The sequence below is a fragment of the Brooklawnia propionicigenes genome, from assembly GCF_030297015.1.
In the GTDB taxonomy this organism is placed as follows: Bacteria; Actinomycetota; Actinomycetes; order Propionibacteriales; family Propionibacteriaceae; genus Brooklawnia; species Brooklawnia propionicigenes.
In genome coordinates this window covers 2,928,282-2,944,226 of sequence record NZ_AP028056.1, presented here as the reverse complement: position 1 = coordinate 2,944,226, position 15,945 = coordinate 2,928,282, and the positions used below count along the sequence as shown (strand labels likewise).

General features: G+C 63.4%; 14 protein-coding genes, 1 tRNA gene and 1 other RNA gene. 4 read left to right on the top strand and 12 right to left on the bottom strand.

The annotated features are described in order from the left end of the window. Positions 1 to 170: 170 nt before the first annotated feature. Positions 171 to 824, bottom strand: a complete 654-nt coding sequence (locus QUE25_RS13570) for a response regulator (protein WP_286265890.1) — start codon at positions 822 to 824, stop codon at positions 171 to 173. A 313-nt stretch (positions 825 to 1,137) separates the two neighbouring features. On the opposite strand from QUE25_RS13570, the gene QUE25_RS13565 reads away from it, so the two are divergent. After that, complete coding sequence (locus QUE25_RS13565; protein ID WP_286265889.1) at positions 1,138 to 2,334, top strand: sensor histidine kinase; 1,197 nt, start codon at positions 1,138 to 1,140, stop codon at positions 2,332 to 2,334. 128 nt (positions 2,335 to 2,462) lie between these two features. Here QUE25_RS13565 and ssrA read toward each other — a convergent pair. The 7 genes from ssrA to prfB all read right to left on the bottom strand — a co-directional run bounded on the left by ssrA (position 2,463) and on the right by prfB (position 8,707). After that, positions 2,463 to 2,831, bottom strand: a transfer-messenger RNA (tmRNA) gene (gene ssrA / locus QUE25_RS13560). Between the two features lie 155 nt (positions 2,832 to 2,986). Continuing rightward, positions 2,987 to 3,649 (bottom strand): DUF1707 and DUF4870 domain-containing protein, encoded by a 663-nt coding sequence (locus tag QUE25_RS13555; protein ID WP_286265887.1) that lies wholly within the window; start codon positions 3,647 to 3,649, stop codon positions 2,987 to 2,989. 66 nt (positions 3,650 to 3,715) lie between these two features. Further along, the gene (gene smpB / locus QUE25_RS13550; protein WP_286265884.1) at positions 3,716 to 4,195 is read right to left on the bottom strand and encodes an SsrA-binding protein SmpB; all 480 of its coding nucleotides are present in this window, start codon (positions 4,193 to 4,195) and stop codon (positions 3,716 to 3,718) included. A 121-nt stretch (positions 4,196 to 4,316) separates the two neighbouring features. Then, complete coding sequence (locus tag QUE25_RS13545; RefSeq protein WP_286265882.1) at positions 4,317 to 5,702, bottom strand: peptidoglycan DD-metalloendopeptidase family protein; 1,386 nt, start codon at positions 5,700 to 5,702, stop codon at positions 4,317 to 4,319. 105 nt (positions 5,703 to 5,807) lie between these two features. Then, positions 5,808 to 6,722 carry a permease-like cell division protein FtsX gene (gene ftsX / locus QUE25_RS13540; RefSeq protein ID WP_286265880.1) on the bottom strand — a complete coding sequence of 305 codons (915 nt, stop codon included), beginning with the start codon at positions 6,720 to 6,722 and terminating at the stop codon, positions 5,808 to 5,810. 33 nt (positions 6,723 to 6,755) lie between these two features. Then, complete coding sequence (gene ftsE, locus QUE25_RS13535; protein WP_286265878.1) at positions 6,756 to 7,442, bottom strand: cell division ATP-binding protein FtsE; 687 nt, start codon at positions 7,440 to 7,442, stop codon at positions 6,756 to 6,758. A gap of 158 nt (positions 7,443 to 7,600) precedes the next feature. Further along, on the bottom strand, positions 7,601 to 8,707 hold the full coding sequence (gene prfB, locus QUE25_RS13530; RefSeq protein ID WP_286265876.1) for a peptide chain release factor 2: 1,107 nt from the start codon (positions 8,705 to 8,707) through the stop codon (positions 7,601 to 7,603). Positions 8,708 to 8,811: 104 nt separating this feature from the next. Here prfB and QUE25_RS13525 point away from each other — a divergent pair, with 104 nt between their 5' ends. Further along, positions 8,812 to 9,282, top strand: coding sequence for a GatB/YqeY domain-containing protein (locus QUE25_RS13525; RefSeq protein WP_286265873.1), 471 nt, complete (start codon positions 8,812 to 8,814; stop codon positions 9,280 to 9,282). 319 nt (positions 9,283 to 9,601) lie between these two features. Here the strand turns inward: QUE25_RS13525 and QUE25_RS13520 are convergent. From QUE25_RS13520 to QUE25_RS13510, 3 genes are all read right to left on the bottom strand, one after another. Further along, a tRNA-Val gene (locus tag QUE25_RS13520) sits at positions 9,602 to 9,675 on the bottom strand. A 176-nt stretch (positions 9,676 to 9,851) separates the two neighbouring features. After that, positions 9,852 to 10,316, bottom strand: coding sequence for an Hsp20/alpha crystallin family protein (locus QUE25_RS13515; protein WP_286265871.1), 465 nt, complete (start codon positions 10,314 to 10,316; stop codon positions 9,852 to 9,854). 233 nt (positions 10,317 to 10,549) lie between these two features. Next, a complete protein-coding gene (locus QUE25_RS13510; protein WP_286265870.1) occupies positions 10,550 to 10,969 on the bottom strand; it encodes a DUF3052 domain-containing protein in 420 nt (139 codons plus the stop codon). A gap of 141 nt (positions 10,970 to 11,110) precedes the next feature. Between QUE25_RS13510 and QUE25_RS13505 the strand changes: the two genes are divergently transcribed. Continuing rightward, positions 11,111 to 11,656, top strand: a complete 546-nt coding sequence (locus QUE25_RS13505) for a dihydrofolate reductase family protein (protein ID WP_286265867.1) — start codon at positions 11,111 to 11,113, stop codon at positions 11,654 to 11,656. A gap of 94 nt (positions 11,657 to 11,750) precedes the next feature. On the opposite strand, the gene aceE is transcribed toward QUE25_RS13505, so the two are convergent. Then, the gene (gene aceE, locus QUE25_RS13500; RefSeq protein ID WP_286265865.1) at positions 11,751 to 14,495 is read right to left on the bottom strand and encodes a pyruvate dehydrogenase (acetyl-transferring), homodimeric type; all 2,745 of its coding nucleotides are present in this window, start codon (positions 14,493 to 14,495) and stop codon (positions 11,751 to 11,753) included. Between the two features lie 276 nt (positions 14,496 to 14,771). Here aceE and QUE25_RS13495 point away from each other — a divergent pair, with 276 nt between their 5' ends. Continuing rightward, positions 14,772 to 15,845: a PfkB family carbohydrate kinase gene (locus QUE25_RS13495; protein WP_286265863.1), complete on the top strand. Its 1,074-nt coding sequence runs from the start codon at positions 14,772 to 14,774 to the stop codon at positions 15,843 to 15,845. Positions 15,846 to 15,945: the final 100 nt, after the last annotated feature.

The window sequence follows — 15,945 nt, the reverse complement described above, 5'->3', positions numbered from 1 at the left end:
CAGCTGCTGGCGGGGCTGAGCGCTCAACCACCTCCACACCGGACGGAGCGCCTTTCAGCGAGCGTTACCCTCAACTCGTGCAATCACTGCCCTGCTCCGGCAACGAACGGAGGTACTCGTTGACCATCCCCCGCGGGCATCAAGCCCTGATTTCGTGGGCAGGGGGGGGGTCAGGAGAAGTCGACGAGGCCCGCGCGGGCAGCCCTCACGAGCACCTGGACGCGATCGCGCACATTCCACTTCTGCATGATGCTACCGAGGTGCGCCTTGATGGTCCCTTCGGACACGTGGAGGGCGCCCGCCATCTCCGCATTCGACATGCCGAGCGAGAGCTTGTGCAGGACCTGGGATTCTCGCTCAGTGAGCTGCGCAAGCTCGCCGCTGGTGTGCACGGGAGACGCGTTGCGCACGTGCTGCACGAGCATCGCGGCCACTCGCGGCGAAAGAGAGCTCTCGCCCCCGTACGCCTGATGCAGGGCCTGGAGGATTTCGTCCGCAGTCGAGTCCTTCAACATGTAGCCGGTGGCGCCGGCGCTCAACATCGGCAGCACATTCTCGCGATTATCCAAGGTGGTGACAGCCAGCACACGCACCTCGGGCCAACGCGAAGTAATGACTTCTGTGGCCTCGATGCCACTCATCTCCGGCATCTGAACGTCCATCATCACGATATCCGGCAGCAAGCGTTCAACGGTCGCGATGGCTTCTCGCCCGTTCTCCGCCTCGCCTACCACCTTGATCTCCGGGTCGCGTGAGGCGAAGTGGGAGAGCGCAACTCGTACCAGCGGGTCATCATCGGTGATCAGCACCCGGATCTCAGTCATGGAGTGATTCTAGCGCGCCGACACCTCGACCTTTGTCCAAGGTGATCCTTCACTTTGATCGATGAAAAGTATAGCCATATTGGGGATGTTTATGTCCGCCAAAGACGTGAGTATTGATATCAGCAATACAAAAGACTACCTGAAAGGAGGTGTTCCAATGTCTTTCTGGTCTACCGTCGCCTACCTTCTTGGTATCGGTCGTTAGTATAGCCCGGACTGCTTGCGTAGCCCCCTGTTGAACTGCATTTGTAGACCGTCCTAGACTGTTCGCATAGCCCAATGCCGAACTACTAGTGCAGGCCATATGGAACCCATGACAAGGAGTGATGCCGCATTTGCGGCGCACGGTCGCGGATGGTTCAACCAGACAGAACGGTTGAACCGGGTCGAGAGCGTCGCGCTGTTGGCACTGCTTGCCGTCATGGTGACGTTCGACGTCATCGGGTTCGTGACTTCTGGCACCAATCACCTCGACCATCTCGTGAGTGTCGTTTCGACGCTGACTCTTGCTCTCTATATCTGGTCACCGCTGGTGGCCACATCGCTCCTCGGTGTTACTGTCGCGTTATCTTTGACGACCGCCTACGCTTCGGCGTCAATCACAGCTGGGTCGTTGGCCGCCCTGCTGGTCCTGCGTCTTGCATCGTCGCCGCTGATCATCGCGTATTTCGGTGGTCTCTTGCTGGCGACAGCTGCTGTGACGTCGGGAATCAGCCCCAGCGTCATCGCCCCACCGGAGATGGCCATATACCTGCTCGTCGCAGCAGTGGCCGGCTCGATCGGTGTCGCGCTACGCACGGCGTATGCGCGCGGTCGTCGACTCGAGTACCAACTCGCCGAACGCGAAGAACACAAGCGTCAAGCGATCGTCGCCGAGCGCCGCTGGATTGCCGGCGAACTGCACGACAGCATCGCCCACCAGCTCACGATCATTTCTCTCCACACGCAGTTGCTCGACGATGACGAGATGCGTGATGCCTCGCAGGAAGCGATCCGCACAGCAGCGCGCAAGGCGCTCAGCGACCTCCGCTTCATCATCAAACTCGCAGAGGATGCGCCCGCTGGAACCGAGGTCTCCGCCGGGGACCTCAAGGCCGCCATCGACGAGGCCCGAGAAGAGTTCCGCGGCGCGGGCCATTCGGTGGTCCTCGAAGGGGATCTACACGACGAGGGCATCCCCCGTGGCGCGGAGATCGTCCTTGCACGTGTGGTCCGCGAGTCCGCGACCAACATCATCAAGTACGCGGGTCCCGGTGACGTCCGTTTTGTGCTGGATGTACAGCCTGAGGCGATCACCATGACGATCAGCAGTCCGCTCGCGACAGGATCGACGCCTCGAGTGGCCTCCTCCTCAGGCACCGGACTCAACCGGATGGCCGGGCGCGTGCTCGGCGTGAGCGGCGAGTTCTCAGCAGGCCCGGTGGGTAACGAATGGCAAGTGAGGACATATCTGCCACTCGGCTCCTTGCCGAACTCCCATGAGACCAGGGTTGCGGGCATCGGTGCCTAGCGGCACGACTGATGATGTCCTGTCCGAAAGGGCGGGTGAACAGCAAAACGACTCGCCCTCCGCCCGAAGGCAAAGGACGAGTCGGGGACTCAAACGTCGTCCGTCGTGGGTTTGAACGACGAACGTTGGGGTGGAGGTGGCGGGAATTGAACCCGCGTCCTGATGAGGCGCTCCAGACATTCTCCGGGTGCAGCTGACTAATCGTTCTGCTTGGCCTCTGCACTCACGTCAGCATGTTGCAGACAGGCCCAGCCTGGTTTAAGTCCCGATCAGCCCTCCAGGCTGGAGCTGATAGGCAAGCCTTCTAAATGAGGCCAGGAACCGGACGGAAGGCAGCATCCGGGCTGACCCTTCGGTCACTGCTCAGGCAGCGAGAGCGAAGTCAGTGCGCTGTACGTTGGCACTTATTGGTTCCCAAGGGACATTTACGAGTTGACCTTGGATTCTCGACCCGCTTCTCCTGGAACTACCGTCCCCAGTCGAAACCAGTCACCCCCCTGTTGAGTTGTCAGTGACTACAACAATAGCCGACCCCACCGCATTCCCCTCGGCGCACCCAGCGGCGGCCCGGAGGTTCGAGCGGCTGCCGGCCATCGCAGCCATTGGACGAGCATTCGCTGGCTGCGGCGCGTGCGACCTGAAGGTGGGAGGCTCAGCGGCCATCTGTGGGCAGCGGGCGGATCTTGACCGCCTTGCTCAACGGGTTCACCCAGTCCTCGCCACGAGCTGCCTTGACAGCGCCGGCGATCGTCAATCCCAGCCAGCCGAGCCACAAGAAGGTGACCAGCCCGCCGGCTCCGACGACGCCGAAGACGATCGCCCCCGCGATGAAGACGCCCGCAGCCACCAGTTGGTAGTTGAATGCCTTCGCGGCTTCGCGGCGAAGAACAGTGCCGGGCCGCGACGAACCGTAAATGATCGCGGGGCCAATGATCCAGGTGACCAGCCCCGACAGGTGAGCCAGCATCGCGACGCCGGAATCACTTCCGGGGATCACCGGCACACCAACGTTCGGCCGCTGGCCGGTGTATGCCCGGTACTGCTGGTTGACGGCAACCAGGGACTGCTTCACGGGCGCCGGAATGTTCTCGATAGCCGTGTACAGCTGGCCGAGCCGCTGGGCATTCATTGCGCGGGTGAACCGGGCTTCGAAGTCCGTGGCTGAGATTCGGCCATCTCGATATGCCTGATGGAGAATGCGTTCGGCATCGCCGCGCTGAGTCTCGTTGATGGGATCGTCCGGTGTAATCTGCGGGCCCGTGGCAGAAGCGGTCGGCTCGTTGTTGTTCAGCAAGGGCCACTGGTCGTAAGTCATGATCCCACGATGACGCACGACCCAGCGATACTCCAGCAGGTGGCGCCCCCAACTGTCCCTGGAGGTTCAGCGGCCGTGCCGACGCCGGCGATCGGCCATTTCGCGTTCGACGTCGCGCTGCATGTCGCGGGCGGCGATGGTCTGCCGCTTGTCCCACTCGCGCTTGCCGGTCGCCACCGCGATCTCCACCTTCGCGAAGCCATCGCTGAAGTAGATCGCCAGAGGCACCAGGGTGCGGCCGGAGTCGGAGATCTGGCGTTCCAGTTTGTGTATCTGGGCTCTGTGGAGCAGCAGCTTGCGGTTGCGCTTGGCTGCATGGTTGTGGAACGTGCCGAACTCGTACTCGGGAATGTTCGCGTTACGCAGCCAGACCTCGCCGTTGTCGATCGTGGCGAACGCGTCCGCCAGGGTCGCTCGTCCGGCGCGTAGCGACTTCACCTCGGTGCCGGTCAGCACGATGCCTGCTTCGACGCGCTCGCCGATGTTGTAGTCGTGCAGCGCCTTCTTGTTCTGCGCGACCACCTTGCGGCCCTTCTCGCGTGGCATGTCTGCTCCCGTTCTGCGTGCCCAGGGACGAACCAGCCCCGTCGGGACAGCCTACCAAGCGTCCCGGCGGGGCAGGTCCGAGCTGGCCGGTACCAAGCTGCCAGGACTCAGCCGTTCAGCCTCACAGGTAGGGGGCCGGATTGGTGACCTGGCCGTTGATCCACACGTGGAAGTGCAGATGGCATCCGGTCGACAGCCCGGTCGTCCCGATGTAGCCGATGACCTGTCCACGGTTCACCCATTGGCCAGGGCCGACGATGTAGCTCGAGAGGTGGTTGTATCCGGTGCTCACCTGCACGCCGTCGATCCAGCCGTGGTCGATGATGACCCGGTTGCCCCAGCCGCCACTCGACCACTCGGGGACGGTCTGACCCACCGTGCCGCTGGCCGCAGCGTAGACCGGGGTGTTGCAGCCCGCACCGATGTCGAGACCGTCGTGCAGTTCGGAGTAGCCGAGCACCGGATTGGTCCGCCAACCGAACGGAGAGGTGTAGGGGCCGTTGGCCGGGGTGTAGAGCGGGAATCCGCTGGACGACGCGGCCGCAGTCGATGAGGACGTGTCGGCGGGCGCTGCGGCGGCCGGTGCTGCGGCGGCAGGCGCCGCGGCTGCCTGTTGAGCTGCGGCAGCGGCCTCGGCAGCCTGTTGCGCTGCCGCAGCGGCGGCGGCCTCTGCTGCTGCTTGAGCTGCGGCCGCAGCCGCGGCGGCCTCGGCGGCCTGCCGGGCGTTGCGTTCTTGGATCGCCTGCGTCACCGAATCCATCTGGGCCTGCATTGAAGCGTGGGCCGCCCTTTCGTCGGCCAGCACCTGCGCGGCGCTCGCCTCAGCGGCCTCATTGGCGGCCACCAGCTGGGAAACCTGGTTCGCCGCGCTGTCGGCTGCCTGTTCGGCGGCCTGCGTCCGGCTCAACTGCGCGGCCGCTGCTTCTCGGGCCACTCGGGCGTTGTCCTCCAGGGTCGCCAGCTGGGTCTGCGCGTTCTGGAGCTGCAACTGCAGCTGGGTAAGCCGATTCAGTTCGGTGGAGTTCGCGTTGTACAACGTGGAGGCCCACTGGACGCGCGAGCTGACGCTTCCGACATCCTCGGTATCGACGAACAGCATTCCCAGTGAGATCAGCCCGGTGTTCTGCTGGTGTGTGGTGCGCATGTCCTGCGCAGCCTTGGACTGCTGGGCTGCCACGGCATTCTTGCCGAGCGAAACGGCCGTCTTGGCGTCCGAAAGCTCTTGTTCAGCACTCGCCAAGGCGTTGGCCTTCTGCTGGTCGACCGCATATGCCGCGTCCCGCTCGCTTTGGGCCTTGGCCAGCACGGCCTGCGCATCTGCCAGCGCCTGGCGCGAACTCACGACCTGAGCGGTGGCGGCGTCCAGAGCGGCGTGATGGTTGTCGATGTCTGTGACCGACTGCTGGAGCTGGGACTGCAGATTGGCCTGCTGGTCGTCCAGATCGTCGGCTCGAGCAGGAGCAGTGAGCGAGCCGAGACATCCGATGACGATCAATCCCGTGAGCATCCGCCACAGCCAAGGTCTGCGACCGGAAAGAGTCGATGGAGTTCGGGCAGTCCGGGCAGAACCTTGAGTCACGACACTCAGCCCCCTGTCTGTACGTCCGGCATGTCAGACGCGGAGATACCTCCGCGTTGTGATCAACGTAGGGACGATAGACAGAACAACTGCGACGACCGCAACCAGGCCGACCGCCATCCAGGCGTCGGTCCACGTAATCCAAGGTAAAGCCTGGATAGAGACTTTAGCGTTGCGTTCGATGAGGAACTCATATGAACCCAGCAGCGCGGCGGCCGACAGAATCGTGCTGACGACGCCCGCGAAAAGCGCCTCCAGGACGAACGGCAGCATGATGTAGATGTTGGACGCGCCGACCAACCGCATGATGCCGATCTCGCGGCGACGAGTGAAGGCGGACATCCGGATGGTGTTGCCGATCTGCAGCATGGCTGCCGCGAGCAACAGCACCGCCATGCCCATGGTGCCCCACTTCAGCCCGTTCAGCACCGAGAAGATGGGGTCGAGCACCTCGTGCAGATCGAGGACATTCTGAACGCCCGGCAGGCTGGACGCCTCGGCGACCACCCCCTGATAGTTCTGCGGATCGACCAGTTTCACGCGGAAGGAATCCTGCATCTGCTCGATCGTCAGACTGTCCAGCAGTGGCGAGTCGGCATAGGTGTTCCGGTAGTCCTGGTAGGCGTCTTCCTTCGACTCGTAGAAGACCTCGAGGACGTCAGGGTTCTGCTCCAACCGAGTGCGGATGTAGTCACGTTGAACGTCGGTGGTGTCTTGGCCGGGTTCGCAGTTGCCGGACTGGCTGGTGCCCGCCGAGTCCTTGGTGCACAAGAAGACCGAGATCTCGATCTTGTCGTACCAGCGGCCCTTGACCCGGTCGACCTCCTGAAAGGTCATCACCGATAGACCGAAGAGCGTCAGGGAGACGGTCATGGTCACGATGACCGCGACCGTCATGGACGCATTGCGCTTGAGGCCCGACCACGTCTCACGGAAGGTATGTCGCATATTTCAGTGCTCTCCTAGCAGAGGTCCGGCCGCTCACGCGGTGCCGTAGACGCCCCGGACCTGATCACGGACCAGGTTTCCCTGATCGAGTTCGAGGACTCGTTTGCGCATCTGGTCGACGATGGTCTGGTCGTGGGTGGCCATGATGACGGTGGTGTCGCGCTTGTTGATGCGATCCAGCAGCTTCATGATGCCGACGCTGGTCTGCGGGTCGAGATTGCCGGTGGGCTCGTCGGCGATGAGGATCTTCGGCCGGTTCACGATGGCACGCGCGATCGCGACGCGCTGCTGCTCGCCGCCCGACAGTTCCTCGGGCTGGCGGTCTTCCTTTCCTGACAACCCGACCAGGTCAATGGTCTCAGGCACGATCTGGCGGATCTGGGAGGTCGGACGGCCGAGCACCTGCAGACCGAAGGCCACGTTCTCATAGACCGTCTTGCCGGGCAGCAGCCGGAAGTCCTGGAAGACGGTGCCGATCTGGCGCCGCAGCGCCGGGACCTTCCACTGGTGCAGATGCCCGAGGTCCTTGCCGAGGACGAAGATCTTTCCGGACGTGGGCCGGTACTCACGCAGGATCAGGCGCAGGAATGTCGACTTGCCAGAACCCGAGGTACCGACGAGAAAGACGAACTCCCCCTTGTCGATCTGCAGGTTGATGTGCCGTAGCGCAGGCTTGGTCTGGCCTGAGTAGGTCTTCGAGACATCCTCGAATGTGATCACGTGACCGTCCTGTTCGTCGCTTCCAACCTGCGAGGCACTTCCCCGGGCGGGATCATGGACAGATTTCCTGAGAAACTCTCAGTCCACGTCACGAGTGTAAACGGTTCTCGCGAGCGAGCAACTCGCCACGCGGGACCGCACCAGGCCGGCTCCGATGATCAGGCCGCGTCGTCGCGCTGACGCCAGCGGATGCCGGCGTCGATGAACGCATCGATATCACCGTCGAAGACCGCGTCGGTATTGCCCGTTTCGTAGTTCGTGCGCAGGTCCTTGACCATCTGGTAGGGATGCAGCACATAGCTGCGCATCTGTGAGCCCCAGGAATTGCCCGCTGACTTCAGCGCGTTCATCTCGGCTTCGCGATCTTGGCGCGCCTTCTCGAGCAGCCGGGCCTGCAGGACGCGCAGCGCGGCGGCCTTGTTCTGAATCTGGCTCTTCTCGTTCTGGCAGCTGACTACCAGGCCGGTCGGCAGGTGGGTGATGCGAACTGCCGAATCGGTCGTGTTGACGGACTGGCCGCCGGGACCCGAACTGCGGAAGACATCGACCCGGATGTCGGTCTCCGGCACGTCGATGTGGTCGGTCTCCTCCACCACCGGAAGCACCTCGACACCGGCGAAGCTGGTCTGTCGGCGTCCCTGGTTGTCGAAGGGACTGATCCGCACCAGGCGGTGGGTACCCTGCTCGACCGACAGCGTTCCGTAGGCATAGGGGGACTTGACGGTGAACGTGGCCGACTTGATGCCGGCCTCTTCGGCGTAGCTGACGTCGTAGACCTCGATGGGGTAGCCGTGACGTTCGGCCCAGCGCTCGTACATGCGGAGCAGCATCGCCGCGAAGTCGGCCGCGTCCACCCCACCTGCCTCGGAACGGATGGTAACCAGCGCATCGCGTTCGTCGTACTCTCCGCCCAGCAGGGTACGGACCTCAAGCGCCTCGATCTCGCCTTTCAGCACGCTGACTTCGTGTTCTGCTTCGGCCGCACTGTCGCGATCGCCTTCTTCGGCGGCCAGTTCGAGCAGCACCTGGACATCGTCCAGTCGTTGGCGCAGATCCTCGACGCGCTCGACTTCAGATTGCAGCCGCGAGAGCCGACTGGTCACCCGCTGCGCATTGGCTTGGTCGTTCCACAGGTCCGGCGCTGCGGATTCTTCCTCCAGCTTCGCGATCTCGACCTTCTTTGAATCGGGGTCGACAACGACCTCGATCGAGGTCAATGATCGGTCGAGTTCATGAATGATGTCGGGGAGATCTGCAACGGCCACAAACCGGAAGTCTACCGTCTGGCATCACAGCCAACCAGCGCTCGACCTGGGCGGCATCGGTCGCGTGCGAGAATGGACGACGAATCCGTGTAAGGGAGTTGGCCGTGGGTGAGATCAAGAACCAGTTGCGCGAGGACCTGATTGCTGCCATGAAGCAGCGGGACGACTTCGCCAAATCGACGATCCGGATGGCGTTGGCGGCCATCCAGTACGCAGAGGTCGCCGGTGATGAGGCTCGCGAGCTGAGCGACGCCGAGGAGATCTCGGTGATCACCAAAGAACGGCGCAGCCGAGCCGAGTCCGCCCAGACCTACGCCGAGGCCGGCCGACCCGAACTGGCGGAGAAAGAGTCCGCCGAGGCCGACTTCCTGGATCGCTATCTGCCGAAGGCGCTCAGCACCGACGAACTTGTCGCGATCGTAGACGCTCAGATGACCGCCACTGAGGCCGAGCTGGGAGCCAAGCCGACCATGCGCCAGATGGGTGCGATCGTCAAGGCAGTCAACGCGAAAGTGGCCGGACGAGCCGACGGCAAGACGGTCGCGGGCCTGGTCAAGGCCCGCATCAATAGCTGAGTCGGCGGGGCCGGCGCAATGGGTTGGGGCCGAGTCTTCGACCGGCGCCATACTGTCTCCGGCGTCGGTCGGGGTGAGCAACGCCGTCGCTATGACGAACGAAAATCGAAACGCATCCCGGAGCACGGGCTGCGGCTCGTGGTGATCGACAAAGCCGCCTTCGTGGTTGTTTCGAAGCACATCGTGCGCGATCCCGCCAGGGATTGCGACGTGATCCGGGAGTATCTGCGCAAACACGAGGATCCGACCATTCCTTCGCGACGAGGCAGGGGCCCAAGCTGAACGCAGGCTCGGCGATCGCGATGTGGGTCTTGCGAAGTGGGCGCAGTCGGACTCGAACCAACGACCTGCTGCTTGTAAGGCAGCTGCTCTAACCAACTGAGCTATGCGCCCGCAGGCTAGATAGTAGCCGATCCGGGCGGCGCTTCAGTATTGCGGGTCCGGTCGCCTGCCACTGAGCCCAGATCAGCATCACGGCATACGAAAGGCGTCCGTCATCCCCTCGCTTCAGGGAGACGGACGCCTTGTCGTCGTGTCTGGCCGACCTCAGTTTGTGGATCGGCTCAGGCTCAGTTCTGAATCGGCTCGGGCTCGGCGGCCGACTCGACCTCGACAGGAACCTTGCCCTTGTTGACCTTCACCTTGCGAGGCTTGGCTTCCTCGGCCACCGGGATCTTCAGGGTCAAGACGCCGTCGGCGTAATCAGCAGTGATCTCCCCGACATTCAGGCCCTGGCCCAAGGTGAGCTGGCGAGCATACGAACCGTAGCTGCGCTCACGGCTAACCCAGCGATGATTCTCATCGTCGGAGTGAATCTCCTCCTGCTCGCGCTCTGCGCGGACGCTCAGCGTCCGGTCGTCAACATCAATGTCGATGCTGTCGGGATCAACACCGGGCAGGTCGATCTTGACGACGAACTCATCGCCATCGCGGTAAAGATCCATCGGCATGGTGCGTGCCTCAGTGGCGGCAGTGCGCGCGAGCTGAGTAAAAACGCGATCCATATCGCGGAAAGGATTGTAAACAGTGCTCACGATTACTCCTTGTGTCTTCAGGGCGCCTGCATGACGCCCACGTAGATCACAACAGGACCGCTGCGGCAGCTATTCCCGAATCGAGTCGACCAGACTCAACTTTTTTGGTAAGTCAATCCAAAGTTGAGTCGCGACTCCGCAAGATCAACTTGCCATTGGTCAGTTGTGCCCGCGCCCGGGCAGCACAGCCACACCTGAACTCGGCATGAGCAGTCGTCAGAGCCGCCAGCGGCTCAGCGGCGCGTGCCGCGAGGACGAACGACCTTTCGGGCCTGCCAGTCGGGGCAGACCTCGATCACGGTGGTGAGCGCCATCCCCGCTGTCGTTGCCCCCTCATCGATATCGGCCGGGTCGACGTAGCCCGGACGCCCGATCTTGGGGGTAAGCACACAGATCCAGCCGGTGTCCGACAGATCGCGCTGAGCGTCGACGAGTGCATCGGCCACATCAGCATCATCGCGCTGCCACAGCAGCACCAAATCGACGGCTTCGACGGCGTCCTCGATCAGCTCGCCATCGATCACATCCATGATTTCGTCACGCAGGTCCTGGTCGACGTCATCGTCCCAGCCCAGCTCTTGAACGACCATTCCTTCGTGCAGTCCAAGCTGGTCGATACCGTTCGATCCTGGCCGCTGAGGGGATACCACCATTCCTCCACTTCACCACACAACTGCTGACCACGCCAACCGGCGTCTGACACCAGATTGCCAGACGCAGCCCGACCGACGCATGCGGGCGCCCCACCCTCACAGGTAGCAGTCTTTCACTGCTCCGGACGGCACAATGGCTACATGACGAAGCTGACCTACTACACGGCCACTACGCTCGACGGTTTTCTTGCGGACCCCGATGATTCTCTTGCCTGGCTGCTGCGTCAACAGATCGACGATGACGGTCCCTTCAACTACGGGCAGTTCATCGCGGGCATCGGCGCGATCGTCATGGGATCGACCACCTACGAGTGGGTGCTGCGCAACGATCCCGAGCCCTGGTCCTACACGGTGCCGGCCTGGGTCCTGACGTCGCGCGTGCTCGACATCCCTGAGGGTGCGGATGTGCGACTGGCTTCCGGCGACGTGCGGACCGTCTATTCCCGGATGGTCGAAGCAGCAGGCGGACGGGATCTGTGGGTGGTGGGCGGGGGCAACCTCGCCGGCCAGTTCGCCGACGCCGGCCTGCTGGACGAGATCATCGTCTCGATTGCACCGGTGACCCTCGGGTCAGGCAAGCCACTGCTCCCCCGTCGCCTCGACCTGAGGCTGGCCGAAACCAGTCGCAACAGAGCCTTCGTCTGCGCCCGCTACCAGGTCCTCGGCCGGCTCCGCGAGGATCGCTGACACCACAAAGACAAGACGCCGGCGGTGCGGCCTCCGGAGAAGAACCGCACCGCCGGCGTTGATCGATCATTGCGACCGGGTCGCGAGCATCGGGTTACGCGTCGCCACCCACCTCGCCGGAAGAACCCGCGTTGACATTGTTCAGCTGGTAGCGGTCGATCGCCTGACGCACGACCTCACGCGGCAGTTCACCGCGATCGGCCAGCGCCTGCAGCGCGCGCACCGTGATGGACGGACCATCAATGCGCAGGTGCCGGCGTGCCGCCGCCCGGGTATCCGAGAAACCGAAGCCATCGGCACCCAGCGGGTAGTAGTCGGTCGGCACCCACGCGCGGATCTGTTCGTGAACCGCACGCATGAAGTCGCTCACCGCGACCGCCGGGCCTTGGCGCCCGGCCAGCTTCTGGGTGACGAACGGCACTCGTCGTTCGGCCTCCGGGTTGATGAAGGCCTCCTCGTCGCAGGCACGGCCGTCGCGGGCCAGCTCATTCCAGCTGGTCACCGACCAGACATCCGATTCGACGCCCCAGTCGTTCTTCAGCAGCTGTTGGGCTTCCAGCGCCCACGGCACGCCGACACCGGACGCGAGCAGCTGGGCGCGCTTGTCACCCTCGCCACCTTCCGCGATCAGGTGAATGCCGCGGCGAATGCCCTCGGCGTCGACATTCTCGGGCTCGGCCGGCTGCAGCATCGGCTCGTTGTAGACCGTCAGGTAGTAGGCGACATCCTCGGGCTTGTCCCCGTACATGCGGCGCAGGCCGTCCTCGACGATGTAGCCGATCTCATAGCCATAGGCCGGGTCGTAGCTGACAATGCCCTCATTGGTCGAGGTCAGGATGTGCGAATGCCCATCCATGTGCTGGGTACCCTCGCCTGTCAGCGTGGTCTTGCCGGCCGTGGCGCCGATGTAGAAGCCTCGCGCCAACTGGTCGGCGGCGGCCCACCACATGTCGGCGGTGCGCTGGATACCGAACATCGAGTAGAAGATGTAGATCGGGATCATCGGCTGGCCGTGGGTGGCGTAGCTGGTGCCGACCGCCGTGAACGCCGCCGTGGCACCGGCCTCATTGATGCCGACGTGCATGATCTGGCCGTTGGTGGCTTCGCGGTAGCTCAGCATCAGGTCGTGATCGACCGGCGTGTACTGCTGACCGTTCGCGTTGTAGATCTTGATCGTCGGGAAGAACGAATCCATGCCGAACGTGCGGGCCTCGTCCGGGATGATCGGGACGATGAACGGCGCAAGGCCGCGATCGCGCAACAGATCCTTCAGCAGACGCACGAAGGCCATCGTGGTCGCGACCTTCTGGTTGCCCGAGCCCTTGCGGGTGGCCTTGTACGCCTTCTCGTCGGGCAACTGCAGCTTCTTGCTGGGTTCACCGCGCCGCTCCGGGACGAATCCGCCCAGCTCGCGGCGACGCTCCAGCAGGTACTGGATTGCCGGGCTGGACGGACCGGGGTTGTAGTACGGCGGCTGGTAGGGATCAGCTTCCAGCACCTCATCGGAGACCGGGATGTTACAGCGGTCGCGCAGGCCCTTGAGGTCGTCGATCGCCAGCTTCTTCATCTGATGAGTCGCATTGCGGCCAGCGAAGTGGCTGCCGAGGAAGTAACCCTTGATGGTGTGCGCCAGGATGACGGTCGGCCCACCGGTGTAGTCGGTGGCTGCCTTGTAGGCGTTGTAGATCTTCGCGTAGTCCAGGCCGCCACGGCGCAGGGCCCAGATCTGATCGTCGGTCCAGTCCGCGACCATCGCAGCCGTGCGGGGGTCACGCCCGAAGAAATGCTCACGTACGTATGCGCCGTCGTTGGCCTTGAAGGTCTGGAAGTCACCGTCACGCGTGGTGTTCATCACGTTGACCAGCGCGCCCTCGGTGTCGTTCTCGAGCAGCGGATCCCAGTTGGCACCCCAGACGAGTTTGATGACATTCCAGCCGGCGCCACGGAAGAACGACTCCAGCTCCTGGATGATCTTGCCGTTGCCGCGCACCGGGCCGTCCAGACGCTGCAGATTGCAGTTGATCACGAAGGTGAGGTTGTCGAGGCCCTCATTGGTGGCCAGCTGCAGCGCACCGCGCGACTCGACCTCGTCCATCTCACCGTCGCCGAGGAACGCCCAGACGTGCTGCTGGCTGGTGTCCTTGATGCCCCGGTTCTCCAGGTAGCGGTTGAAGGACGCCTGGTAGATCGCGTTGATCGGGCCGATGCCCATGGAGACGGTCGGGAACTCCCAGAAGTCGGGCATCCGGCGCGGGTGCGGGTAACTCGGCAGCCCGCGGCCACCCATGGGGCGGCTGTATTCCTGACGGAAGCCGTCGAGGTCGTTTTCGGTGAGTCGTCCTTCGAGCAGCGCTCGGGCGTACATGCCTGGCGAGGCGTGGCCCTGGAAGAAGACCTGATCGCCCCCACCCGGATGATCCTTGCCACGCCAGAAGTGCATCAGGCCGACCTCGTACAAGGTGGCTGCCGAGGCATAGCTGGCGATGTGGCCACCGACACCGACACCGGGACGCTGCTGGCGATGCACCTGAATGGCCGCATTCCAGCGGAGCATATGGCGAACCTTCTGCTCCAGATCGGGATCGCCGGGGTACGGCACTTCCTTCGACTTCGGGATGGTATTGACGTAGTCGGTCGACACCAGCGAGGGAACGCCGATGCGCTGATCACGGGCTCGTTCGTTGAGCCGGAGCATGACGTAGCGGGCCCGGTTGCGTCCACCTGATTCAATCAGCCCATCCAGTGACTCCAACCACTCATTGGTCTCGTCGACATCAGTGTCCGGGAGGTTGGTAGGAAGGCCATTAAGCAGGGGGCCGGGTTGCTCGCGAGGGATCACGCTGAGGTCCTTTCAAGTCACGACAGATGTCACTTCAACACCAGCTACACCCGCAATCTTCCCGCGAACCGCTTGTTTTCGCCAGGAGTCCGGCGATCCCGCCCACAGCATCGCGATGGCCGGTCGGCCGAACCTGGCCCGCCTGCTGCAACGCTTGGCAATAACCAGGGGCGAACCGAATCCATCACGGTAGAATCCGGGCATACAGCCGCGGCGCGAGCGAAGCCGACGATGCATAGCAGGCGCCGGTTCACGATCTCGAAAGGCAGCATAATAATGAAACTCCGTGAGGACGCCGAATGGTCGCTCGTCATTCCGACCAGCATGGGTATCCGTATCTGTCCTGAGGACGCACAGCCCGTGCAGACCGCGAACCGCTTCACCATGCAGGTGACCTCGGCGGAGAGCAACGTCGGTTCGATCGCCAGCTACCTCGGCCAGCCGGTGAAGATTCTCACCAACTTCGTTCAGGGCAGCCCGATCTCACTGATGATCAAGTCGAACCTGGCCTCGCGCTTCATGGATTTCGAGGGTCCTGATCTGCCGCAGGGCGGAGCTTGGGGCTACCGCCACCAGTTCAACATCGCCGACTCCGGCTACGGCAATCGTGGCGCGCGGGTCTGGAACGACCGCGCCGGTGAGGTCGGGCTGCAGTTGGACGCCAAGGACTTCGACCTCGAGCGCATCTTCGGCGACGAGGGCGCGAAGATCGTCCACATGTCGGGCCTGATCGCCGCGTTGTCGCCTAAGACCCTGCAGTTCTGCCTGGACATCGCTCACGCCGCCAAGAAGCATGGCGCCGCGGTCAGCTTCGACCTCAACTTCCGCGCTTCCTTCTGGAAGGGACGTGAGGAGGAACTGCGTGCGGGCTTCACCGAGATCGCCAACAACTGCTCCATCCTGATCGGCAACGAGGAGGACTTCCAGCTGGCACTCGGCCTGGAGGGCCCGGAGGCCGGTGGCAAGGGCATCGGCGCGAAGATCGAGGGCTTCAAGGCCATGATCAACACGGCCCACGAGCGTTTCCCCGGCGTCGAGGTCTTCGCCACCACGCTGCGTGAGGTCGTCAACGCCAACCATCATCTGTGGGGCGCGATTCTGTGGGCGGGCGGCGAGTTCTATGTCGCAGAGCCCCGTGACATCGGCGTGCTCGACCGCATCGGTGGCGGCGACTCGACCGTCGGCGGCATCCTCTACGGTCTGATCAAGGGCTGGGAGCCCGAGAAGTGCCTGCAGTTCGGCTGGGCATCCGGCGCGATCACCACCACCTTCCTGACCGACTACGCCGTGCCTGCCGACGAGGAGCAGATCTGGTCCGTCTGGGAGGGCAACGCTCGCATCAAGCGCTGAGCCTTCTTGCGATTCGAGCCCCGGTGCGCGCCAGCGGCCGGGGCTCGGTCTTTCAATACGCGTACCGATCGCCGCACCGCGGTAGAGTGCCCGGCAGATA